Here is a 22047-nt window from a genome sequence, read left to right as displayed (position 1 = left end):
CATTGCTGGGCACGCCGACTCGAAGCTGCTACTCGAGGTGCGAGAATTGTCGACACGTCGCGACCCGAGGGAGCATTTGTGAAACTTGCACTGACTGAACTGGTCGAACGACTACCCGGCGACGAGTTGGCGATCACGCGTGCGTTCTACGAGTCACGGACCGCTGGCACCGGTCCGAGTTCTCTGCAGGAACTGCTCGCGGTGCGCGCTTCCAGAGTGGTTGATCCCGCGCCGCCGACCCGAGCTGTCGAGCACATACTCGACGTCGACGGCCGAGCCATATCGGTCCGTGTGGTCACACCGAAAGATGGCGTGGTCAACGGGGTCTATCTGTACCTTCCGGGCGGTGGCTTCTACATGAGTTCGGCGGCAAGCGCTGACGCCCGAAGTACGAGACTTGCCGACGAGGTCGGGGTCGCAGTGGTTACCGTCGATTACCGGCTTGCGCCGGAGTTCCCTTGGCCGGCAGCGCCGGACGACTGTGAGGCAGTCGCTTTGTGGCTGCTCGATGTCGCGGCCGAACGGTTCGGGACAACCAAGCTCGCCGTCGGTGGCATGTCGGCGGGAGCAACCTTGGTGATGACAACATTGCTACGGCTTCGTGATCGAGGTCTGGCCATGTCGTTCTCGGGTGCCGTGTTGGAAGCCGGCACGTACGACGTCAGTGCTCAGACTCCCGCCGGCCGCACCATCGGCGACGAATACTTCATCGAAGCCTACGTCGGCCATGTCGGTGATCGCACTGTCCCGGATATTTCTCCGACCTTCGGAGACCTGAGCAGCCTGCCCCCGACCCTCGTTGTCATCGGATCCGACGACGTGGTCCTGGCCGAGAATCTCGCCATGGTGGCACGGCTGTCGGCGGCAGGCAACGACGTCGACTTGCGCCTCTATCCTGATGTCCCGCACGGATTTACAAACCATCCAACGCCTGTTGCCCGCCGCGCTGCGCTCGATATAGGTGCCTGGCTTCGGCGCCGTCTCGACGACGAGTCGGCGTGACAAGCGCGGGCGCGGTTCAGTGTGCCGAGGACACGCGGCGTGTGTTCGGTGTCAGATATTGGTCGAGTGCTTGACGATGGAACAACTCGCGGCTCACCACAGATTTCATCAGGCCGTCGAGGGTTCGCGGATCCCATCCCTTCGGCTACAGACGCCCCGGAATGTCGGAGCGGCTGTGGCCGCGGTCTGTAGTTCGAGCGGGTCCGGCGTGGTCGATGGCGCTGCGGTGACCGGCACGAGTTTCTTCCCGCACGACGGCGACAATCCGGGCACCTGAACACTTGTCCGGTTTCTGGAGCAAAGTCGGGACGAGGAGCGCGTCACCCTTGTAATCTCGTACGTGAGTTTGCGGGGGCGCGGGGTCGTCACGCACAGTGAGTGAGAGGACGACGATGACGACTGCTTACACGCGCCGCCGAGGGGCGCGCCCTTTCGGGTTCGCCCTCGCTGCGCTCTTTGCCGTGGTTGCGGCCCTGACCGGTCCCACATTCGCCTCCGCTTCGAGCAGCGACCTGCAATCGGGTTCGAGCCAGTTCGGATCGTCCGGCGAGCACCCGCCGCTGCCAGAGATCCCACCGCCGTCCGCGGCCGCGATCAGGCTCGACGAGGCGCGGAACTTCCGCGACGTCGGCGGCTACCGGACTACCGACGGCAGGACCGTCCGGACAGGAATGGTGTTCCGTTCCAACAAGCTCAGCTCGCTCAGTGAGTCTGATCTGGCCAAACTCACCGCCGCGAACCTGACCCTCGACGTCGACCTGCGCAACACCTCCGAACGCGCGGAGGATCCCGATCGGATCCCTGCCGGGGTCACCTACCAGGTCGCCGACGTCGTCAGTATCGAACACGGCATCGCGTTCCACGAATTCGTTCCCCTGACTCTCGGTCGCGCGTTGATCGACGGCGCAGTCAACGGAACCTCGAACATCGGCCAGAGCATCGGCTACCCCTTCATGGTCAATTACCGAGGCTCTGATGTCGCCTTCCGTGACCTGCTGACTGCGATCGCGAACAACTCCAACGGCGCAACCGTCTACCACTGCAGTGCAGGGAAGGACCGCACCGGTTGGGGCACCGCGATCCTACTGACCATCCTCGGTGTCCCGCGTGAGGTCATCAGTGCCGATTTCATGGCGTCGAACACCTACCTGGGCCGCGACGACGCGGTGGACCTGTCGTGGCTCGATGCGGCGTACGCCCAGGTGGACCGGCTCTACGGCGGCATGGACACCTACGTACGGGAGGGCCTCGGCGTCGACCAGGGCACTATCGACTCTCTGCGCGCCAAGCTTCTCGTCTAGGCGCAGTCCCACACCTCGGCTTCTTGCGCACTCAGTACCTCTGCTGTCCCAAAGCGGGCGAAACCCGGGTCGGAGAGTTCGAGAACCGTCCACCCTCCAGTGTTTCTCGGTCGAATGCGATTGCCAAGTGGCGCAAGAACTTTACTCGAAAGATCGCGTCTGATCACGGACTCGACGCTGGCCAATTGGTCAGCATCGAATCGAGTGCCTCGAGGATCCTGGACCAGCTTTCCGCGCTGTCAGGTGCACTGTGACTGAACGATCCACCCAACTCGAGGCTGGCGTAGCCATGGAAAACGCTGCCCAGCAACCGAACTGCGTGAGTCTGGTCGAGGTCCGTGAGGTTGTACCCGCGCAGAATCGATCGCATCATCTGCGAGTGTCTGAAGCCAGCGCTCGCTGCTGCGGCCTCCGGGGTGAGGCGCATCTGCGACGCGGCGTACCGGCCGGGGTGTGCCTTCGCGTAGTTGCGATAGACGTTCGCGAAGGCGGTCAAGGCGTCGCGGCCGGACCGACCGGCCACGGCGTCGGCAGCCTGGTCGGCCAACTCTTCCAGGGCGAGTAATGCGATTCTGGTTTTGAGGTCGTTCGAACTCTTCACATGGGAGTACAGGCTCGCGACCTTGACGTCGAACTGTCTGGCGACTGCCGATACGGTCACCTGCTCGAAGCCGACCTCGTCGGCCAATTCGGCACCCGCCATGGCGAGGCGTTCGGGGGTGAGTCCTGCGCGAGGCATGTCCGCTGGTCCTGTTCGTCGAAAAGTGAAACTAATTTGCCTAAACAGTATAGGCAAATTACTGTGTGCTGTAGTTGAACTATACGCAAGCTATCTACAGGTGAATGACATGCACAGCCAGAGCAGCTGGATCACTACCGAAATTTCCGAGGACATCGTGCGCGGAGCCCTCGAAATCGAACGGACCGAATGCGGTGTGCTGACGCACCGTCTGCCTGCGAGGGCTCGCGCACTCTTCGCTGACGGGCAGATGGCCATGGCGCAATCACAACCCTCCGGAGTGCGGCTTGTGTTCCGAACCAGCGCTACGAGCATCGAACTCGATACTCTGCCTACGAAAATGATCTACACCGGCGCCCCGCCGAGACCACAAGGGGTGTACGACCTGCTCGTCGACGGCGAACTGGCCGGGCAAGCAAGCGCCATGGGCGGCAATTCGGTGACGATCGACATGGCGACCGGCGCCGCTCAGAAACAGTCCGGGCCCGTCAGCACCATTCGTTTCGCGGACCTGCCCACGCGATCGAAGGATGTCGAGATCTGGTTGCCGCACAACGAGACCACCGAACTTGTCGCACTTCGAACCGACGCCCCACTCGAACCCGCGGACGACACGAAGCGCCGCGTGTGGCTCCATCACGGAAGCTCGATCAGTCAAGGATCCGGCGCTGAAAGTCCCTCCGGCACTTGGCCTGCTCTTGCAGCCTCCGTCGGTGGAGTGGATCTGATCAACCTCGGGTTCAGTGGCAGCGCTCTGCTGGACCAGTACATCGCCCGCGCGATGCGAGACACTTCTGCTGACCTGATCAGCATCAAGATGGGTATCAATCTGGTCAACTCCGACGTGATGCGTCTGCGGGCCTTCACATCGGCAATGCACGGCTTCCTCGACACGGTTCGCGACGGTCATCCAGTGGCTCCGCTGCTGGTCGTTTCGCCGGTCTATTGCCCGATTCACGAAGACACGCCGGGACCTGGTGCTTTCGATTTCGATGCACTTGCCAGAGGCGAAATGCGGTTCGTTGCCACCGGAGATCCCGCCGAGCGTGCATCCGGGAAGCTGACGCTGCGCTCGATTCGGGAAGAGTTGGCGCGCATCGTAACCCAGCGATCGGTCGATGATCCCAATCTGCATTACGTCGACGGGTGCGATCTCTACGGTGCGGCCGAGAATGCGGAGCTGCCGCTTCCCGATCAGCTCCATCCGGACGCTGCAACGCATCGTCTCATCGGTGAACGCTTTGCCCAACGTGTATTCGCAGACGGCGGTGTATTCGCCGGACAGGTGTAATCGCGCAATCTGGTTCGATCCGAGTTCACACGATTTGACCCTGACGTAGCGTGAGGGCTCACGATGACTTCATGACCGACACCTACCCAGCATTCGACATCAGCCCCGTCCCTGTTCCTACAACCGATGCTGCGCCTCCGGAACAGTTCCGAGGTCTCTACGGAATGCCGATGTTCGTCTCGATTCCTACTTCGGATCTGGCCGAATCGGTCGACTTCTGGATCCGCGGACTCGGCTTCTTCGACCTCTTTTCGGTGCCTGATCGACTGACGCACCTGCGACGCTGGGCATTTCAGGACGTCTTGCTCGTACCCGGTGAGCGAGCAGATTCGCCACCGTCCGTCAGCGTGAGCTTTGCGTGTGTGCTGAGCCAGATCGGCCAGATAGCAAATGCGTGCGAGGAATTGCGGGCCGGATGCACCAGCGGACCGCACGTGAAGCCGTGGAATTCCCTCGAGTTGGAAATTGTGACACCGGAGAATGCACGTGTGATCATGACTGCCGCTCGTCCGTACGACCCGAACAGTGCCGAGGCAGAGTATCTGCGAGGTATGGGAATTGACGGACCAGGCGACTGAGCGGCGGTCTGACGCCGTGGCCTCCCGCACCGCGTCTGTCAAACTGGATGCCGTGACGGACCAACTCTTCGGAGACGACGCAGACAGTGCTCTGACTGTCGGTGCAGCCGCCTCACGACTGGGCGTAACCGTACGTACCCTTCATCATTGGGACGCAATCGGTTTGGTGTGCCCGTCCGGTCGCAGCGACGGAGGCTACCGGCAGTACACCGACGCGGACCTCGGCCGCATCGGCCGGGTGCTTGTCTACCGTGACGTGGGCTTGTCGCTCGACGAGATCGGGGTATTGCTCGAAGCGCCCGCACTCCACGTGGACGAGACGCTGCGTGGGCAGCGCGCCGAATTGCGGCAACGGATCGCCGACTTGGAGGCACTGGGCGAGTCCTTGGATCGCATCATCGATGCCAGGAAGTCGGGTGTGCTGTTGCCGGCAGACGAACAGGTCTCGATCTTCGGCCGGCACTGGCAGCCGTCATGGGGAACCGAGGCGCACGAGCGTTGGGGCGACAGCGCGCAGTGGGCGCAGCACGCGGAACGGTCGGCGGGTAGGACCGCTGAGGATTGGCAGAAGATCGCCGACGGCGTCGAGACGCTCAACGACGATCTGGCGTCGGCGTGCCGCTCCGGCGTCGAACCGGGAAGCGACGAGGCGAATTCGCTGGCAGAACGGCATCGAGCGTCTATCGGCGTCTACTTCGACTGCACACTTTCGATGCACGTGTGCCTGGGGCGGATGTACGTTGCCGATCCGGGCTTCTCCGAGTTCTTCGACCAGGTCGAGACCGGTCTGGCTGCGTGGATCCACGCCGTCATCGATGCGAACGCTCTGGCCAATGGAGTTGTCCCCGAATCGGCGACGTGGGTGTGAGTGAGCTGGAAGTCGCTCGTCAGTCCAACGATGCGCAGGCAGTGCACCACGGTCGGCCGTCGACCCCGGGGGCTCGATGGGCCACTGCGATGCGAGCGGCCAAGATACAGCTTTCGTTGTCGTGATAGACGTCGAGATCCGAAGGAACCGCCGAGTGGAACGCCGGGACCTTCATGTCTACCTCCGTTGTGACTCGCCAGCGAGTTGGCTCGTTGCGGCAATCCTCCCACCCCAGAGATCATCTCGCCTGTCGGCAGAAGTATGGCCGTTGCTCGAGACCATATGGCCGGGGTCTGACGCGTGCAGTCCCGTAGGCGCGATTGTGCAGCCCCACAGTGACTTACAGCGGTGAGAGCCTGATCACCTTGCCGGCCGAAGAGATGCGCACTGCGCACGCGGTGTGATCTTCGACGGCGCTCACCGCAAAGAATCCCGCAGGGATAGGCTGGACGAATGCGTGGAGAGTACAAGGTTCCTGGTGGAAAACTGGTCGCGGTCGACGTCGAGGTGGCGGATGGTCGACTAGCCGACGTCGCAGTCTCGGGGGACTTCTTCCTCGAGCCAGACAGCGCGCTCGACGACATCAACGCAGCGTTGCGCGGAATGCCCGCCGACTCGGATGCAGAACAGTTGGCGCAAGCCATCTCCGCGGCGCTCGACGAGTCCGTCTCGATGATCGGCTTCACGCCCCAGTCGGTCGGCATTGCGATCCGGCGCGCACTCGGTCACGCCACGAGTTGGGCGGATCACACGTTCGACCTCATCCCGCCGGTGGTTCTCGATCCCGCGATGCACGTCGCGCTGGACGAGGTCATCGCGCGTGAGGTCGCATCGGGTGAGCGTCCGCCGACACTGCGATTCTGGGACTGGGACTCGCCCCTGGTCGTGATCGGATCGTTCCAGTCGGTGCGTAACGAGGTCGACTCCGAGGCGGCAGCGCGGCACGGCATCGGCGTGGTGCGCCGAATCTCCGGTGGCGGAGCGATGTTCATGGAACCGGGCAACTGCATCACGTACTCGTTGGCCGTACCGGCGTCGTTGGTCGAAGGTTTGAGTTTCGAGCAGTCCTACGCATTTCTCGATCAGTGGGTGATGGGAGCGCTTGCCGAGGTCGGTATCAACGCTCGTTACGTGCCGCTCAACGACATCGCCTCGGACAAGGGCAAGATCGCCGGCGCTGCTCAGAAGCGATTCGCGTCCGGCACTGTGCTCCATCACGTGACCATGGCCTACGACATCGACGCGGAGAAAATGACGCAGGTGCTGCGAATCGGACGAGAGAAGATGTCGGACAAGGGAACCAAGAGTGCAGCCAAACGTGTCGATCCGTTGCGTTCGCAGACCGGAATGACACGCGCGGCGATCCTGGAGTCGTTTGCGCAGCACTTCCGAGGCCAATACGACACCCGTGACAGCGATTACACGGACTCGGAGTTGGAGCAGGCGCGCAAGCTGGTGGACACGAAGTTCAGCACCGAAGCGTGGACTCACCGCGTCCCGTGACCCTGGGAAATCGGGAAATCGGGACGAGACCCGAGGGGTCTCGTCCCGGTCGACCTAGGTAGCCGGGGTCGTTGAGTGTGCCCCGAGAAGTTCAGCGTCGTCGACGACGGAGTTCCTCTTCGGAATTGTGAAAGTTGCGCTCACACACAGGATTGCGATGACGAAGCACGCCAGTGTGTACCAGAGATTTCCGATGGGATCCCCAGCGCTGGTGGAACCGTCGACCGCGTCGAAGAAGTCGGGAAGCGCACTCGCCCACAGTACGGCCATGACAACCAGGTACACCACGCTGTAGACCTGTACGAATCTGTTGGTGTGTGCGGGAGTGTTCGATTCAGCCGAGCGCAAGTCTCGCCATTGCCGGACGAGAACCACGATCGCGACCACTGTGAGGACGGCGAGTTCCGCCGCGTAGAGGAACCCACGAACGGTGTCGCTACCCATCCCGAAGACCGTCGCCGGGAGCGGGAGAATGAACGTGCCCAGCGAGGCCAGAAGGCCGATGACGATGGTGCGCCACACCAACTGAAGTCCGGAGAAGTGCTTGCCGGCGTCAACGTGCCGTCCGACGAAGTACTGGACGCAGAATGCCAACGACATGGGCCACAGCGCGGCGAAGACGACCACGCTGGGAAGTGGAACCGCGTCGAACATGGGTTGGTTGATCGGGTTCGACGTCGACCACTCCCACCATCGCAACTGGGGTCCCAGATGGTCGAAGATTTCGTAGAACGCATGGTGGACGAAGCCGACGCAGACTGCGCCCAGTAGTGGACCGTACTTGCGGAAAACGCCGAGCATTCTGACTATTTCGAAGGCCAGTGTCGCCATGAGCGGGTAGATGGCAATGATGTACAGCGGCAGTCGACCCCACATGAAGTCGACGGTGAACACGTTGTGCGCGAACATCGTGTCCACTTGTTCTTCGATGCCGAATGCCGCCGGGAAGTACAGCGGAGGCTCGATGATGAACAGGTAGGCGGTGGCGCCGAACCAGAGAACCAAGTTGGTGGGGTCACCGTTGCGGCGCAGTCGCACGATCGCCAACACCAGTGCGAGCACCGAACCGACGATGATCGTCCATTCGAGGACGGGCAGGGTCCAGTTCTCGAGCGCCGCCGGGTTACGGAACTCGACGAGTCCACCTGCTTCCTGGCAGGAGAAACCGAGTTCTGTTGCGAGCTGCGCGAATGTGGGGGAGCAGTGCTCTGCCATCAGTTGGCCCCTGACGTGATCGACTCGGCCTGTGCCTGAGATTCGGCGGTGTACCAGCGTGTGCAGTCGTAGCCGTCGTCGTAACGCTTGAACCACTGGTCGGCCAATGCGGGGAGCTTCTCGTGGTCCGGGTTGTGATTGGGCATCTGGCTGCGGAAGACACCGCCGAGTGCGACGAGTTGTTCGCCGAGTTGCAGGTGATCGAAGGCACGGGGCATGGTGCCCTTGGTCAGGTAGGGCGCAAATGACGTCAGAATCTTCTGCTTGGTGCGGTGCATGGCGAACATCGACAGCGAGTCGACTTGCCGTTCGGAGAGCGGAACGTGCTGGTTGAACCCTGCACAGGCGATGCGAATCACCTTCATCACGTGCGCGAAGATCGACGGCGCCATCCGCATTCGGTAAAGCTCGCTTCCGACAACGGAATTGAAGATGATCAGTGCCGAGCTGCGATGCTCGACCTCCTCGACGAAGTGCCAGATGAACAGCGACGCGACGCGATCGTCTCCCGGACGGAACAAGGTCGCCTCGTTGTCGAGCATCAGCTTGAACACCGGTGTGAAAGTCGCCTCCAGATCAGCGGTGTACGCGAGCCGGTAGTTCAGCGAGGTCGCCTCGGTCAGCAGATCGAATTCACCGATCACGGCGTCGAGCGTGTTCTGCAGTCCGGGGTAGCGCCTGATCAGCGCCTTCACATGTTGGCGGTGGGCGGTCGAGTGGTGGCCTTCTTGACGCATGAATGCCACGGCTTCCTCGGCGACCTCCGGATCGCTGATCCGCGACTTGGTCTGCATGATCATCTTCACGATCATCTTCTCGAAACCGATGGCCAGGAACGAGACCGCGTTGGACATGCTCGACCAAGCCGGATTCTCCGGGTTCCACAGGAAGGGAACGTCATGATCCTCGAATCCGAAATCCATCTTTCGGGGCTGAAGGTTGGTCACTTGTCGAACCTCGTCTTTCGGAGGGGCTGGTCAGGTGGCCGCTCTGGCACTGAAAGCCACGTGTGGCAGTGATCATACATATTGGTGTGCAGTTGTATGTTCACTTTCGACGACGAGAGTGAATTCGAGGGACGCAGATGCAAAACTTGCTTGTGTTAGCCTGTGGCTCTTGGACTTCGAGCGCAAAGACATGGTTCGAGCCTCGTTCGACCGAGGAAGTGGGCAGTGGCACGAAGGCGTGGGTGGGGCGGCAATCCACCGGACAGTGACGAAGATGCGTCTCGTCGAATTGTCGAGGCCGCTGTCGAGCTGATCGGACGAACGAGTTCGGAAATCAGTATCGGCGACGTCGCGGAGTCACTGGGCGTGATCCGGCAGACCGTGTACCGATACTTCCCCAGCGCCGACGCTCTGATGCGGGCAGCTGCGATCGCGTCGGTCGACGGCTACCTCGATCGACTCGCCACACACGTGAGCGGCATCGAAGATCCCGTCGAGGCGATGACCGAGGGTGTTGTCTACACACTGACCCAGGTCCACCGAACGCCGCATCTCGGCATTCTGCTCACAAGCACGAATTCGAGTGTGCACCCGGAAGGTCTGACCTCTCAGGAGGCGCAAGCCTTCGGAATGGCGATGATCACCCGTTTCGACGTGGACTGGGTGCGTTACGGCTACGACGACGCGTCACTTCAGGAACTGGTCGAATACGTCCTGCGGACGATGCAGTCGTTTTTCCTCGCGCCCGGCGACCCGAAGCGGAGCGACGAGGAACTGCGGCGATACCTGCGACGCTGGATGGGTTCGGCGATCATCGCCCAGCCCGTTCGGTGACAGGTGGCCCGGTCAGCGGAGAATTATCGTCAAAGCGACCGCGCTCGCGCACGCTGCGATGACGACGACCAGGGCGAACAGGTCGGCCAGCTGAGGGCGCTTGGGGTATGCCGCGATCAACCCGGTGCCCCCGCGAGCGGAGATTGCTTCGCCCATTTCGGCAGATCGCCGAATTGCCACCGACATGGTTGTGGTGATCAGGTCGACTATCGAATTGTCGGCCGCGCTGTTCACCACAGCTTTCGGGCGCAGTCGCCGCGCCGCAACGAGGGTGAGCATCTCGTCGATCAACAGCGGAAGCGAACGAATACACAGTGCCGTCGCGATTGCCCACTCATCCACGGGAATCTTGAAGAAACGAAGTGGTCGGCCCAGCGTCGCCAAGGCGGGGGCCACATCGCTCATCGACGTCGTCCACGCCAACATCAGTGAGACGCAGAGCAATACGAGACCGAACGTCACAGCTTGCAGGTAGAGGAACACTGCGTCGAGGCCGATCGGAAGGTTGATCAACGCGCCGAGCAGGATCAGCGCCCACAACCACCACGGAGGTCGAGGAACTGCAGTCGGGGGGATGCGTCCGATTACCGCGGTCAGCAACAACAATCCGAGTACGACGCCGATCGCCGGCCAGGACGGGGCGGCGACGACCACGATGCTGACGAGAACCACCGCAACGATCTTCGTTCCGGCCCACAATCGGTGGATCGGCGATGAAGTCGGGACTTCGCGCAGAAGTGTTGTCACGTCGTCGATCCTTCCAAAGTGCTGCTGGCGGCAGGGTCGAGGATGCGACCCTGCGACAGTCGAATTGTTCTGCTGCACACGGCGTCCATGCCGTCGACGTCATGCGAGATGACGACTACTGCGGTTCCGTTCCGACGAATCCACCTGAGCACGTTCAGGATTTCGTGTCGGCCGGGTGGATCGAGACCGGCCAGGGGTTCGTCGAGGATGAGTACGCGGGGTTGGCGGACGAGGAGACCGGCCAGCACGACGCGTCGCATCTGTCCGCCGCTCAACTCGTCGATGCTCCGACCTGCGATGTGACGATCGAGTCCGACGGCGTCGAGTGCCCACGAGACTTGTACGGATCCGATCTCCGGACCGCCGGCTGCCTCGATGTCTTCGGCGACGGTTCGACGCTGCAACTGCAACCGCGAATGTTGGAACGTGAGGCCGACGGTGCCGAGTTGGCGTGAGACGGGTTTGCCGTCGAAGACTGCGGTTCCCTTGCTCGGCGTGATCAAGCCCGCCATGATCCAGGCCAGAGTCGACTTACCGGAACCGTTGCCGCCCAGGACCAGGAGTCCCTCCCCGTCGCCGATGGTCAGATTCACGTCCGACAGTGCGCGTCGCGACCACGGAGTCCGGTCGTTGTACGTGTGGGTGACATCGGTGAGTTGGAGTACAGCACGTGTGCTGGTCGGCCACGGTGCAGATGGAGGACCCGCGAACGTCGACGTCATCCAGCCGGGTTGGTGATCGATCTGCCTTCCACGCTGGAGTTGGATCACCCGATCTGCGGCACGCGTATCGGCGTGGTGGTGGGTGACGAGTACCACGGCCATGGGATGGCGGCGTGACAGTTCGGCGAGGAGCGCGACCAATTCCTCCCTGCCCGCCTGATCGACCATCGCGGTGGCTTCGTCGGCGATCAGCAGCGCGGGGCGCCGGGCCAGAGCCGCGGCAACCGCCAGGCGTTGCATCTCGCCGCCGGACAGCCCCGACGTCTCGCGCATGCCCATTCCGGCGAGTCCCACTTCGGCCAGCAGCGCATCGACGTCGGGATGTGACTCGGGGGGAAGCCCCCAGACGACGTCATCGGCGACCCGGGTTCCGAGGATCTGGCTCTCGGGACGTTGGAGGACAACGGCGGTTCCGCCGTGTCGGCCCAGACCGGCGGAACCGGGTCTCGTCAGGGTCCCGACAGTCGGCGCGCGACCGGCGAGCAACCGAGTGAGTGTGGACTTGCCCGAGCCGTTGTGGCCGACGACGGTGACGAACTCTCCTCGTCGCACCGTGAAGTTGACGTCGACGAGGGCCGGCGTCGATGCACCCGGATAGGTGAAGCCCACGTGATCGAAAGTGACCGGTAACGGATCGATCGGACGGTCGTCGGGTGTCGTCTCGAGTGGATCGGACGAGGGGAGCGCCGCCAATCGGTCGAGGACGGCACCGAGGACGAAATAGGAGACGACGGTACTGAGGACGATTCCGGAGATGATGGACACGCCGATCCACAACCACCAGTAGTCGATGATCGAGCCGATGCTGTTCTCGATCCATTCGGCTGCCCCGACCAGCGTGGGGGCGCGCTTCAAGATTGCGGCCACACCCAGCGCGGTGTTCTCGAGCGAGGTCAGCAACAAGGTGCGCAGGGGCGCGAGAACAAGCAACAGGACTATGGAGAACAACGCCAGCGCGGGCCCGATGACACATGACGAGAGCAACGCGGAGACGAAGCCGAGACCGCGCCGCTTGACGGTACCGATGATTCCGCCGAGGAGAGCGCTCAGCGCGACCGCCGCCGCAGATCCTGAACCCGCCGCGACGAAGGCGACCGCAGTAGCCGAGACACCGGCCGTCGTCACGGCGCGGACTCGGAAGCGCTGGGCGACAATTCCCATCGGAACCGCTGCCACGAGGTTGAGGGCGCTGGCCATGGGGATGACCGTGGCAATGACGGACAACGCGACCGTGAATCCGGCCATGACGGCACCCGTTGCCAACTCGAGTGGTCGAAGGTTGCCGGTTTCGCGGACTTGCGGACGGTTGCTCACTACGTCCAGTGTGCCAGTGGTGACATAACTCCTGCCCGACTGATGGTGAGCGCATCTGCGCGATTGCGTAGGCTTCACCTCAAACAATGGATCGGACGGAGCGTGGAAGACGTGAGTGCAGCACCCATCAGGGTCGGGGTTCTGGGAGCCAAGGGCAAGGTCGGTCGAGCGATCTGCGAGGCAGTGGAAGCTGCTCCCGATCTGGAACTTGTCGCTCAGGTCGACACCGGTGATCGCATCGAGACGTTTGTCGACACCCGCACTCAGGTAGTGGTCGATTTCACCCACCCCGACGTCGTCATGGGAAATCTGGAATTCCTCGTGGCCAACGGAATTCACGCCGTGATCGGCACCACCGGTTTCGACGAGTCCAGGCTTGCGACGGTGCAGTCCTGGCTCGACGCCCAGCCGGCAACGGGTGTTCTCATCGCGCCCAACTTCGCTATCGGTGCCGTGTTGTTGATGCGCTTCTCCGCTGCTGCGGCACGCTTCTTCGATTCTGTCGAGGTCATCGAACTCCACCATCCCAACAAGGCCGATGCCCCCTCGGGTACCGCGTACCGAACGGCCGCCATGATCGCCGAGGCTCGCGCCGAAGCGGGCGTCGGACGCAGTCCGGACGCCACCACGACCGAGCTCGAGGGCGCACGTGGAGCTGACGTCGACGGCGTCCGGGTTCACTCTGTGCGGATGGCCGGACTGGTTGCGCATCAGGAAGTGATTCTCGGAACGCAGGGCGAGACGCTCACCATTCGCCACGACTCGATCGACCGGAATTCGTTCGCGCCGGGCGTTCTGCTCGGAGTCCGCCAGATCGGCTCTCGTCCGGGCCTGACGGTCGGTATCGATTCCTTCCTCGATCTATGAACAAGACCACCCGCACTCTCGCGCTGATCGTTGCGATCTGTATCGCGCTAGCGGTGTACTTCGTGCTGCTCGGTCAGCGCGGAATCCAGCTCATCCAGGACGGCGGTGGCGCCGCAATCGGTCTCGGGATCGGAGTGCTGATTCTGCCTTTCCTCGGGCTGTGGCTCGTCATCGCCACGCTCCGTGCCGGCTTCACGCACCAGCGTCTCGCGCAGCAGATTCACGACGAGGGCCTCGCCGTCGACGCGTCTGCGCTTCCGAAACTGCCTTCGGGCCGGATCGAGCGAGCGGCGGCCGACGAGTTGTTCGCCCAGATCAAGGTCGACTGGGAAGCGGACCCGGACAACTGGAAGCAGAACTTCCGACTCGCTCGCGCCTACGACTACGCCGGTGACCGAAGCCGGGCTCGGGAAACCATGCGCCGGGCAGTGGAACTGGAACGCCGTTCTCGAGGCAAGTAGGTATCTCTGCTGCGGCGAGGGGGCCGCTGAGACGCTACCGCTCGGGAACCGTTGTGGGAGAAGACGGATCCGGAGCGGTGGGGTCGAATGGCGGCGGGTTGTTCGGGTCGAAACTCGTCACCGGCACCGAACACGTCGCGCCCACTTCGGGATACGTGTTCGGGTTGACCCGCAAAGCCGAGACGAATTGGTCGATGCGAGCGTCCGCGGCGTTGTCGAGCTTGAGTTGACGGCCCCAAGACTGCAGTGAGATCGGCGAATCCAGGGTCGGATACGGCGACATCAACGTGTAGCTCATACCTTCGACTCGCTGCGCCAAGCGAGCCTGATCCTCGCTCGAGACGAGGTCGGGGTTGTACGTGATCCACACGGCCCCGTGTTCGAGGGAATGGACCGCATTTTCGGTTCGAATGGCTTGCGGATAGACAACTCCGGTGCAGTTGCCCAGACCGAGTCATGGCGACCGCCGAAGGGCGGTGAATGTGTGTACGCCACACGTTCGTTCGGCCGTACGTGTTGGGCTGCTGGGTAGTCGACCGTGACAACTCCGTCGATGGCTCGGGACGGATCCGGATTGTCGACGCTCGGAACAAACGCATCCGGTCGAGGTGTTCCTTCGAGGGAATTCGCGCACGAAGCCAGCGCGAGAACTGCCGAGATCGCCACTGTCGCTCGAAGTTGTTTGTTCACTCGGCCATGATAGCGGCGCCTGTCCGCTTTCCCGGGACGTGAATCGACTACGACCCGAGAGAGCTTGTCGTCCCGCCCGAGAGCGCGATGTCACTGGCGCTTCGGAGAATTCGGAGCGGAGGCAGCGACCCTTGGTACGCCTCGGAGCCACTGATCAGATCACCGGCCGCGTCGAACGCGATCGCCTCACCCTGTGGCTCGTCCGGAAGGGGCACCCGAATCGGCTTGGTGGTCAAGGCTTTCACGACATCACCGTCGGGGGCTGTGTAGAGATAGACGTCGGTGTACGTGCGCAGTGCTACCACCGTGCCGTCTTTGCTCACGGCGCCGCCCGTGACAGCCATGGTTCCGGCGTGGGGGATCGGTCCACCGGAAGTGAGGGTGGGAGTGAATCTGAGCTGACCTACCTTGGCCAACATGGTCGGCGGCGCCGTACTCAGATCCTGAACGTGCTGTCGCTCAGCGGTTGTATAGACCGCGCTTGCGCCTAGGTAGTCCTTGGTGACGATCACGGGAAGCCCGTCGCTCTGGATCAGCACTGCCTCGGCGTCATGGGCCCCGTCCGGATAAGCCAGGGGGTAGGAGGTGGTGGCACCCGAAGCCGGATCGAGTTCGATCAGCCCGATCGACGTTCGTACCGCGTTGTTGTCGCCGATGTCTGCCAGCCACAGGTGGCCGTCGGGAGTCGACGAGAGATCCTCGACGTCGACGCGAGGGGTGTCCACGTCGATCCAGCGCTGAACGTGGCAGTTCGAATCGAGTTCGGCGACCCGGTCGTCGGAGCCGCTGTCGCCGATTGCATACATCCCGGTTGTTGTGACCGTGAGTCCGGACAGCTCGGAAAGGCCTGCATCAGTGGGCGTGCACAGTACGTCGAAGACACGCGGGGTTTGTTGCGCCGACGCTGGAACAGTGTGAATGCCCACGACCGCGGCGGCGAGAACAACCGAGCCGGCAGCCGCAGCGACTGAATGGGCAAGCGGGCGATTCCACATCACGATGCAGACCTCCGGGCCGAAGAATCGGGACTTAGTACCCGGAGAATACTGGACGTCCGTCTCACTTCGTCCGAGTTTGCAAGAAACGGCCGATGCCGAGACGACGTGATGCGTCAGTGATTCGCCGAGTGAATGCAGGTGCAGGAGGGGATACTCGACTCACTGGAGATCGGCGACAACGAGCAGGAAGTGACGAAGCGATGGCGAAGAGTGAGTCCGACAAGCAAGATGCAGATTCCCCGTCTCAGTTGATCGACCAGCGAATCGAGGAACTCGGAGACTGGCGGGGCGAGATGCTCTCCCGAATACGAACTCTGATCAAAGAGGTGGATCCGGATGTGGTGGAGGAATGGAAGTGGCGAGGCGTTCCGGTGTGGTACCACGCCGGAATGATCTGTACCGGTGAGACTTACAAGAGCGCAGTGAAGGTGACTTTTGCCAAAGGCGCATCACTCGACGACGCTTCAGGTCTCTTCAACTCCAGCCTCGAGGGCAATACGCGGCGGGCGATCGATTTCCACGAGGGTGAAGCCGTCGACGAAAAGGCGTTCAAGGCACTCGTTCACGCCGCGATTGCCCTGAACACCTCGAAGAAGTGACGCCCTGTCAGAGCTGATGTTCAGCGAGGTCGAACGCACTGAGTAGCGTGCGGAATTTCGTACTGGTCTCTCTCAATTCGATTTCCGGATCGGAAGTAGCGACGATGCCGCCGCCGGCGTAGGCCCGCGCCGAGAGGCCGTCTGCTGCGATCTCGGCGCAACGAATAGCGACCATCCACTCGCCGTCTCCGGTCCGGTCGCACCAGCCCACGGCACCCGCATAGAACCCACGATCGGCTTCGGTTGCGGTGATGTGCTCGCGTGCGGCGACCGTCGGTGTTCCGCAGACGGCAGGAGTCGGATGCAGCGCCATCGCCAGTTCGAGCGAGGTCACGCTCGGGTCGATCAGAACACCTTCGATCTTGGTCCCGAGGTGCCACAGTTGCGGCGTCCGAAGTAGTTCCGGCGCACTGGGTGCGGTGAACGATGTGCAGAGCGGTCCGAGTATCGCACTGATGGAGTCGACGACAAACGCGTGTTCGGCGAGATCTTTGGTCGAAGCGCGGAGTTGCTCGGCATTCGCCTCGTCCTGATCCGAATTCGGGTGGCGTGCAATCGAGCCCGCCAACGGGTGGCAGGTGACGACGTCGCCTCGCCGTTCGATCAGAACCTCGGGCGTCGAGCCGACCAGCGAACGCCCGCGGTATTTCCCTCCGGCAGGGGACAGGTCGACGCAGAAGCCGTTGTGCGCGTGGTCGAGTGCGATCAGCTTCTCTGCCAAGGCGGAGGGGGAGATCGCGGACTCGGCTTCGATGGTCAGGGAGCGTGCGAGGACAACTTTGTCGAGTTCGCCTGCTCGAAGGCGGGTGACGGCGCCGCGGACCCTGTCGGTGTGGATCTGCGGGCTCGGTTCGAATTCCGCGACCCGCGAAGTGGGGAGTGTCGGAATGTTCGAGTGATATAGATCACCGTGGACCCGAGTGAAACTCAGTGGCGCAGTGAGGGCGGACGGCGTCTCCGGGGAGAACGGCAGAGCGCCGACGACCGAGTCGATCCGCCCGGTTTTGAGGGCTTCGGCGGCATCGAAGGCGGAGTCGAATTCTTCGACCACTCCCGAAGTGCGGATCGACGTTTGCCTACGTGAGAGCAGGAAAACGGAGTCCGTTTCATCGTCAGTCCGGTTGTTGCGCAACGGGAATTCGGAGACTTCGGCGAGTGCTGACATGGACACCCTTCCAGTTCGACAGGATTACTTGCTATGTTGAGGCTAGCCTTAGTTCGGGTGAATTTGTGCCGTGGCCGTCCGGGTTGTGTACTTCCGTACCGTTATGGTTAGGCTGGCCTAAAGTCAGGCGTGCGGACGGGGTCGACACGAGATGGGTTGGCTCGATCTGAGCGCGTCGACCACTACCCGAGGAGACCGATGAGCAACACCGTGGACCGTGACCAGATCGTGCGCGACGTCGCCGAGGTTCTGTCGATGAGGGCAGAACAACTCGGCGACGACGCGGACCTGGGTGACGAAGGCCTGGACTCGGTTCGCCTGATGACGCTCGTCGAACGGTGGCGGGGGGCGGGCGCGGATGCCGACTTCGCGGAGTTGGCAGAAGAGCCCACGATCAATGCCTGGGTTCAGGTCCTGTGCCCGCAGTGAGTGAGCGCAGAATCGCCGTGGTCACCGGTGCGGGGGCGGGGATCGGCGCCGCAGTGGCCCGGACTCTTGCCCGTGACGGGTATTCGCTGGCGCTTCTCGATCGTGACGACGTCGAATTGAAGCGGGTAACTGCGGAATTGGCAGAAACCATCGTCGACGGCGCCGATGTCGCGAGTCACGTCGTGGACGTGACCGATCGGCAGGCAGTCGACGCGGCAGTGGCCTCCACGATGGACACGTTCGGTCGGATCGATGCTCTCGCGCACGTCGCCGGAATTCTCGACACCGGGTCGGTGCTGGACTCCGATCCAGATCAGTGGCAGAAGATATTCGGCGTCAACGTCTTCGGATTGCTGAACGTGCTGCAAAGTGTGGGACGGGAAATGCGTCGCCGTCGGGCCGGGGCGATCGTGGTGGTCTCGTCGAATGCGGCCGGTGTCCCACGTATGGGGATGGGTGCTTACGGTTCGTCGAAAGCTGCCGCCACCATGTTGGTTCGAACCGCTGGACTGGAGTTGGCCGCAGACGGGATTCGTGTCAACGTGGTCGCTCCGGGATCCACCGACACAGCGATGCAGCGGGCATTGTGGTCGGACCCTTCCGACGATTCGGGTGCCGACGCCGTCATCGAAGGCAATCTGGCGAGCTATCGCCTGGGTATTCCGCTCGGAAAACTGGCCACCGCAGACGATATCGCGGACTCGGTGCACTTCCTGCTGTCCGACCGGGCGGCCCACATCACCATGCAGGCGCTGTACGTCGACGGTGGAGCGACGCTCAAAGCGTGAGACGTAGTTGCTGACAGTACTTTCGAACAGGAGTCACTTGCATGACCTCGAGGATCGCTCGCGAGCCCTTGGCACCCGTCGCACAGTATCCACCCGAATTGGTGACGCATTATCGGGAGCGAGGCTATTGGACTGACGAGACGCTGGCCGGATTCGTCACGGCCGCGGCCGCACGGTATCCCGACAACGAAGCGGTGGTCGGCAGCGATGCCGCTGGCACACAGACACGGCTGACGTATTCCGAGCTCGATCGTCGCAGCTCGGCCGTGGCCGGAGGCCTGTCCGGGTTGGGTGTTCGCCCCGGTGACCGGGTGCTTCTGCAGCTACCGAACATCGTGGAATACGTCGAAGCATTGTTCGGTGTGTTGAAGCTCGGCGCCCTGCCGGTATTCGGGTTGCCGGCGCATCGCCGAACCGAAATCGGCTACTTCTGCCAGTTCGCTGATGTCGCTGCCTATATCGTCGCCGACCGTCATGGCGGGTTCGACTACCGCGCACTGGCGCGTGAGGTGAACGAGGGCCTCGAGACTCCGCCTGTTGTGATCGTGGCCGGTGACCCCGAAGAGTTTGTCGGTTTCGATTCGCTGCGCGGATACGAGATTCCCGTTCTTGCCGACGTCGATCCGTTGTCGGTCGCCTTTCTTCAGCTTTCCGGTGGCACGACCGGTGTTCCGAAGCTGATTCCGCGAACGCACGCCGACTACCTCTACTCGGTGCGGGCGTCGAACCCGATCTGCGGCGTCGACGACTCGACGCGCATGTTGGTGGTTCTTCCTGCAGCGCATAATTTTCCGATGAGTTCGCCAGGCATCCTGGGTGTTTTCCACGCGGGTGGCACCGTGGTTCTGGCGCCGGACACCATGCCGTCCACAGCTTTCGGTCTGATCGAATCAGAGCGAGTCACGCACGCTTCTTTGGTTCCACCGATCGCGTTGGCCTGGATGGCTGCCCCCAGCAAGGCAGATCACGATCTGTCGAGCTTGCGGGTTCTCGGCGTCGGGGGAGCAAAGTTCAGCGCCGAAGCTGCTGCGCGCGTACCCGAGGAGCTGGGCTGCACCCTCCAGCAGGTGTTCGGGATGGCCGAAGGGCTGGTCAACTACACCCGCCTCGACGACACGCAAGAATTGATCGTCAGTACGCAGGGCCGGCCTATTTCGCCCGACGACGAGGTTCGTGTGGTCGACGACGAGGGCGCGCCCGTCGAGCCCGGAACCACGGGGCACTTACTGACTCGGGGGCCGTACACGATCCGTGGCTATTACCGGGCAGATGCGCACAATGCCGAGGTCTTCGACGCCGAAGGGTTCTATCGCACCGGCGATCTGGTCAGCGTCACCGATACGGGACACCTGATTGTCGAGGGTCGCGCAAAGGACCAGATCAACCGCGGCGGTGAGAAGGTGGCCGCAGAGGAGATCGAGAACCACCTGCTCTCGCATCCTGCTGTCCACGATGCGGCCGTCGTCGCCGTCCCCGACGAGTACCTGGGCGAGCGAACGTGTGCTGTCCTGGTGGTCGCCGGAGAAGCGCCGACCGTCGGCGAGATCAAGCGATACATACGAGGCCGAGGCGTTGCGGCATACAAAGTGCCGGATCGAGTGGAGTTCGTGACCGAGTTCCCCGTCACCGGCGTCGGAAAGACCAGTAAGGCGGCCCTGCGCCGTGTTCTCAGTGAATCGATTGCGGCACAGACGCTGTCGAGTTGATCGGTTCTCACCCCACTTCTTGGAGGAGATTCTTCATGGCGCTACCCACCGCAGTCCGATACGAGATGCCCACCGAGTTTCCGCAGAATCGGGTCGACTGGACTCTCGATCCTTCCCGCGCGGTATTGCTTCTGCACGACATGCAGGAGTATTTCGTGAACGCGTACGACCGAAGCGTCGACCCGCTCCGAACCGTGGTTCCGAATATCGATCGCCTTCGCTCGTCGGCGCGAGCTGCCGGAATCCCGATCGTCTACACCGCGCAACCCGGAGATCAGGATCCCGAGGAGCGCGCGTTGCTGTCGGATTTCTGGGGACCGGGACTGAAGGCAGATCCCGCTCACACCGACGTGATCGCCGAGTTGGCTCCGCATCCGGACGACGTGATGCTCACAAAATGGCGCTACAGCGCCTTCATCAAGACGGACCTGCGTGAACGGCTGCGTGAGAGTGGTCGTGACCAGCTGATCATCACCGGAATCTATGCCCACATCGGCTGCCTGACTACCGCTTTGGACGGGTTCATGCAAGACGTGCAGATCTTCTTCGTGGGTGACGCGGTGGCCGACTTCTCCCTCGACGAGCATGTCGGTGCACTCGAGTACGCGGCCGGGCGCTGCGCCTCGGTCACCCGAACCGACGACCTGGTCAAGGCGATGAGCGCGGAAACGGTTTCGGCGTAGGAGTGAACGGCGACGGGTGCGCCACCCGTCGCCGTATTGTCAGGTGTGTGAAGACTTTGTTGGTGGTTCACCACTCGCCCTCGCCGACAACCCACGAATTGTTGGATGCAGTCCTCGCGGGCGCTCGCGATCCCGAGATCGAGGGTGTGGAGGTGAAGGTAGTGCCGGCGTTGGCGGCGACGGTGCCCGACGTACTCGCTGCTGACGGCTATCTTTTCGGTACCACCGCAAACTTCGGTTACATGTCGGGTGCGCTGAAATACTTCTTCGACACCACGTACTACCAATGCCTCGGCGCGGTGTCGGATCGGCCGTACGGCCTGTGGGTTCACGGCAACAACGACACTGCCGGTGCCGTGTCGTCGGTGCGCAAGCTCGCCACCGGGCTCGGATTGGTCGCGGTGGCGGATCCGCTCGAAGTGACTGTGAGCGTGGACAAATCCGTCCGCGATGGTTGTTATGAACTGGGCGGAACCGTAGCAGCAACGCTGATGGACTAGCCTTCACTTTTCTCGTTTCAGTTCACGAAAGAGATTGTCCTGCAAGCGGTTGTAGCAGCGTGCGTTCTCTTGTGAACGCGTCGGGAGCCATCGGAATTCG

Annotated in this window: 23 protein-coding genes and 1 pseudogene; 15 read left to right on the top strand and 9 right to left on the bottom strand. The window is 62.5% G+C overall.

Annotated elements, in window-relative coordinates:
* The first annotated feature begins 78 nt into the window (after positions 1–78).
* Positions 79–1002 (top strand): alpha/beta hydrolase, encoded by a 924-nt coding sequence (locus G8767_RS05860; RefSeq protein WP_166809595.1) that lies wholly within the window; start codon positions 79–81, stop codon positions 1000–1002.
* A 392-nt stretch (positions 1003–1394) separates the two neighbouring features.
* Positions 1395–2303, top strand: a complete 909-nt coding sequence (locus G8767_RS05855; RefSeq protein WP_166809594.1) for a tyrosine-protein phosphatase — start codon at positions 1395–1397, stop codon at positions 2301–2303.
* A gap of 163 nt (positions 2304–2466) precedes the next feature.
* Here the strand turns inward: G8767_RS05855 and G8767_RS05850 are convergent, their stop codons facing one another.
* A complete protein-coding gene (locus tag G8767_RS05850; protein ID WP_166809593.1) occupies positions 2467–3042 on the bottom strand; it encodes a TetR-like C-terminal domain-containing protein in 576 nt (191 codons plus the stop codon).
* Between the two features lie 109 nt (positions 3043–3151).
* On the opposite strand from G8767_RS05850, the gene G8767_RS05845 reads away from it, so the two are divergent.
* The 3 genes from G8767_RS05845 to G8767_RS05835 all read left to right on the top strand — a co-directional run bounded on the left by G8767_RS05845 (position 3152) and on the right by G8767_RS05835 (position 5779).
* The gene (locus G8767_RS05845; protein ID WP_166809592.1) at positions 3152–4333 is read left to right on the top strand and encodes an SGNH/GDSL hydrolase family protein; all 1182 of its coding nucleotides are present in this window, start codon (positions 3152–3154) and stop codon (positions 4331–4333) included.
* Positions 4334–4404: 71 nt separating this feature from the next.
* On the top strand, positions 4405–4911 hold the full coding sequence (locus tag G8767_RS05840; protein ID WP_166809591.1) for a VOC family protein: 507 nt from the start codon (positions 4405–4407) through the stop codon (positions 4909–4911).
* A gap of 52 nt (positions 4912–4963) precedes the next feature.
* On the top strand, positions 4964–5779 hold the full coding sequence (locus G8767_RS05835) for a MerR family transcriptional regulator (RefSeq protein ID WP_166809590.1): 816 nt from the start codon (positions 4964–4966) through the stop codon (positions 5777–5779).
* A 19-nt stretch (positions 5780–5798) separates the two neighbouring features.
* Here the strand turns inward: G8767_RS05835 and G8767_RS05830 are convergent, their stop codons facing one another.
* Positions 5799–5954 (bottom strand): hypothetical protein, encoded by a 156-nt coding sequence (locus G8767_RS05830; RefSeq protein ID WP_166809589.1) that lies wholly within the window; start codon positions 5952–5954, stop codon positions 5799–5801.
* A gap of 278 nt (positions 5955–6232) precedes the next feature.
* Here G8767_RS05830 and G8767_RS05825 point away from each other — a divergent pair, with 278 nt between their 5' ends.
* Positions 6233–7282 carry a biotin/lipoate A/B protein ligase family protein gene (locus G8767_RS05825; RefSeq protein ID WP_166809588.1) on the top strand — a complete coding sequence of 350 codons (1050 nt, stop codon included), beginning with the start codon at positions 6233–6235 and terminating at the stop codon, positions 7280–7282.
* 54 nt (positions 7283–7336) lie between these two features.
* On the opposite strand, the gene G8767_RS05820 is transcribed toward G8767_RS05825, so the two are convergent.
* Together G8767_RS05820 and G8767_RS05815 are read right to left on the bottom strand one after the other, a co-directional pair.
* Positions 7337–8497: a hypothetical protein gene (locus G8767_RS05820; protein ID WP_166809587.1), complete on the bottom strand. Its 1161-nt coding sequence runs from the start codon at positions 8495–8497 to the stop codon at positions 7337–7339.
* Positions 8497–9444, bottom strand: coding sequence for a metal-dependent hydrolase (locus tag G8767_RS05815; protein WP_095970618.1), 948 nt, complete (start codon positions 9442–9444; stop codon positions 8497–8499). Before G8767_RS05815 ends, G8767_RS05820 begins: the two co-directional genes overlap by 1 nt.
* A 225-nt stretch (positions 9445–9669) precedes the next feature.
* Between G8767_RS05815 and G8767_RS05810 the strand changes: the two genes are divergently transcribed.
* Positions 9670–10278 (top strand): TetR/AcrR family transcriptional regulator, encoded by a 609-nt coding sequence (locus tag G8767_RS05810; protein WP_095970617.1) that lies wholly within the window; start codon positions 9670–9672, stop codon positions 10276–10278.
* 12 nt (positions 10279–10290) lie between these two features.
* Here G8767_RS05810 and G8767_RS05805 read toward each other — a convergent pair whose 3' ends face one another.
* Entirely contained in the window at positions 10291–11025 is a 735-nt protein-coding gene (locus G8767_RS05805; protein WP_095970616.1) for an energy-coupling factor transporter transmembrane protein EcfT, read from the bottom strand.
* Positions 11022–13061, bottom strand: a complete 2040-nt coding sequence (locus tag G8767_RS05800; RefSeq protein ID WP_166809586.1) for an ATP-binding cassette domain-containing protein — start codon at positions 13059–13061, stop codon at positions 11022–11024. The genes G8767_RS05805 and G8767_RS05800 overlap by 4 nt, the downstream gene beginning before the upstream one ends.
* A gap of 102 nt (positions 13062–13163) precedes the next feature.
* Between G8767_RS05800 and dapB the strand changes: the two genes are divergently transcribed.
* Complete coding sequence (gene dapB, locus G8767_RS05795; protein ID WP_003942179.1) at positions 13164–13928, top strand: 4-hydroxy-tetrahydrodipicolinate reductase; 765 nt, start codon at positions 13164–13166, stop codon at positions 13926–13928.
* Positions 13925–14389, top strand: a complete 465-nt coding sequence (locus G8767_RS05790) for a hypothetical protein (RefSeq protein ID WP_046378448.1) — start codon at positions 13925–13927, stop codon at positions 14387–14389. Before dapB ends, G8767_RS05790 begins: the two co-directional genes overlap by 4 nt.
* A 34-nt stretch (positions 14390–14423) precedes the next feature.
* Here the strand turns inward: G8767_RS05790 and G8767_RS05785 are convergent.
* Positions 14424–15031 (bottom strand): annotated as a pseudogene (locus tag G8767_RS05785) (DUF3105 domain-containing protein).
* A gap of 95 nt (positions 15032–15126) precedes the next feature.
* A complete protein-coding gene (locus tag G8767_RS05780) occupies positions 15127–16074 on the bottom strand; it encodes a hypothetical protein (RefSeq protein WP_206029027.1) in 948 nt (315 codons plus the stop codon).
* Between the two features lie 203 nt (positions 16075–16277).
* Here G8767_RS05780 and G8767_RS05775 point away from each other — a divergent pair, with 203 nt between their 5' ends.
* Positions 16278–16676 (top strand): DUF1801 domain-containing protein, encoded by a 399-nt coding sequence (locus G8767_RS05775; RefSeq protein ID WP_124566210.1) that lies wholly within the window; start codon positions 16278–16280, stop codon positions 16674–16676.
* A 7-nt stretch (positions 16677–16683) separates the two neighbouring features.
* Here the strand turns inward: G8767_RS05775 and G8767_RS05770 are convergent, their stop codons facing one another.
* A complete protein-coding gene (locus G8767_RS05770) occupies positions 16684–17841 on the bottom strand; it encodes an isochorismate synthase (RefSeq protein ID WP_206028986.1) in 1158 nt (385 codons plus the stop codon).
* A 198-nt stretch (positions 17842–18039) separates the two neighbouring features.
* Here G8767_RS05770 and G8767_RS05765 point away from each other — a divergent pair, with 198 nt between their 5' ends.
* The 5 genes from G8767_RS05765 to G8767_RS05745 are packed head-to-tail and all read left to right on the top strand — an operon-like array spanning position 18040 to position 21947.
* Positions 18040–18270, top strand: coding sequence for a phosphopantetheine-binding protein (locus G8767_RS05765; protein ID WP_003942230.1), 231 nt, complete (start codon positions 18040–18042; stop codon positions 18268–18270).
* The gene (locus G8767_RS05760) at positions 18258–19058 is read left to right on the top strand and encodes a 2,3-dihydro-2,3-dihydroxybenzoate dehydrogenase (protein WP_166809584.1); all 801 of its coding nucleotides are present in this window, start codon (positions 18258–18260) and stop codon (positions 19056–19058) included. Before G8767_RS05765 ends, G8767_RS05760 begins: the two co-directional genes overlap by 13 nt.
* A gap of 41 nt (positions 19059–19099) precedes the next feature.
* Positions 19100–20764, top strand: a complete 1665-nt coding sequence (locus G8767_RS05755; protein WP_166809583.1) for a (2,3-dihydroxybenzoyl)adenylate synthase — start codon at positions 19100–19102, stop codon at positions 20762–20764.
* Positions 20765–20799: 35 nt separating this feature from the next.
* Positions 20800–21447: an isochorismatase family protein gene (locus G8767_RS05750; protein WP_124566205.1), complete on the top strand. Its 648-nt coding sequence runs from the start codon at positions 20800–20802 to the stop codon at positions 21445–21447.
* 47 nt (positions 21448–21494) lie between these two features.
* Positions 21495–21947 carry a flavodoxin family protein gene (locus G8767_RS05745; RefSeq protein ID WP_019748153.1) on the top strand — a complete coding sequence of 151 codons (453 nt, stop codon included), beginning with the start codon at positions 21495–21497 and terminating at the stop codon, positions 21945–21947.
* The last annotated feature ends 100 nt before the right edge of the window (positions 21948–22047 follow it).

The sequence above is a fragment of the Rhodococcus sp. IC4_135 genome (assembly GCF_011602025.1).
GTDB lineage: Bacteria > Actinomycetota > Actinomycetes > Mycobacteriales > Mycobacteriaceae > Rhodococcus_F > Rhodococcus_F baikonurensis.
This window is presented reverse-complemented; position numbering and strand designations above follow the sequence as displayed.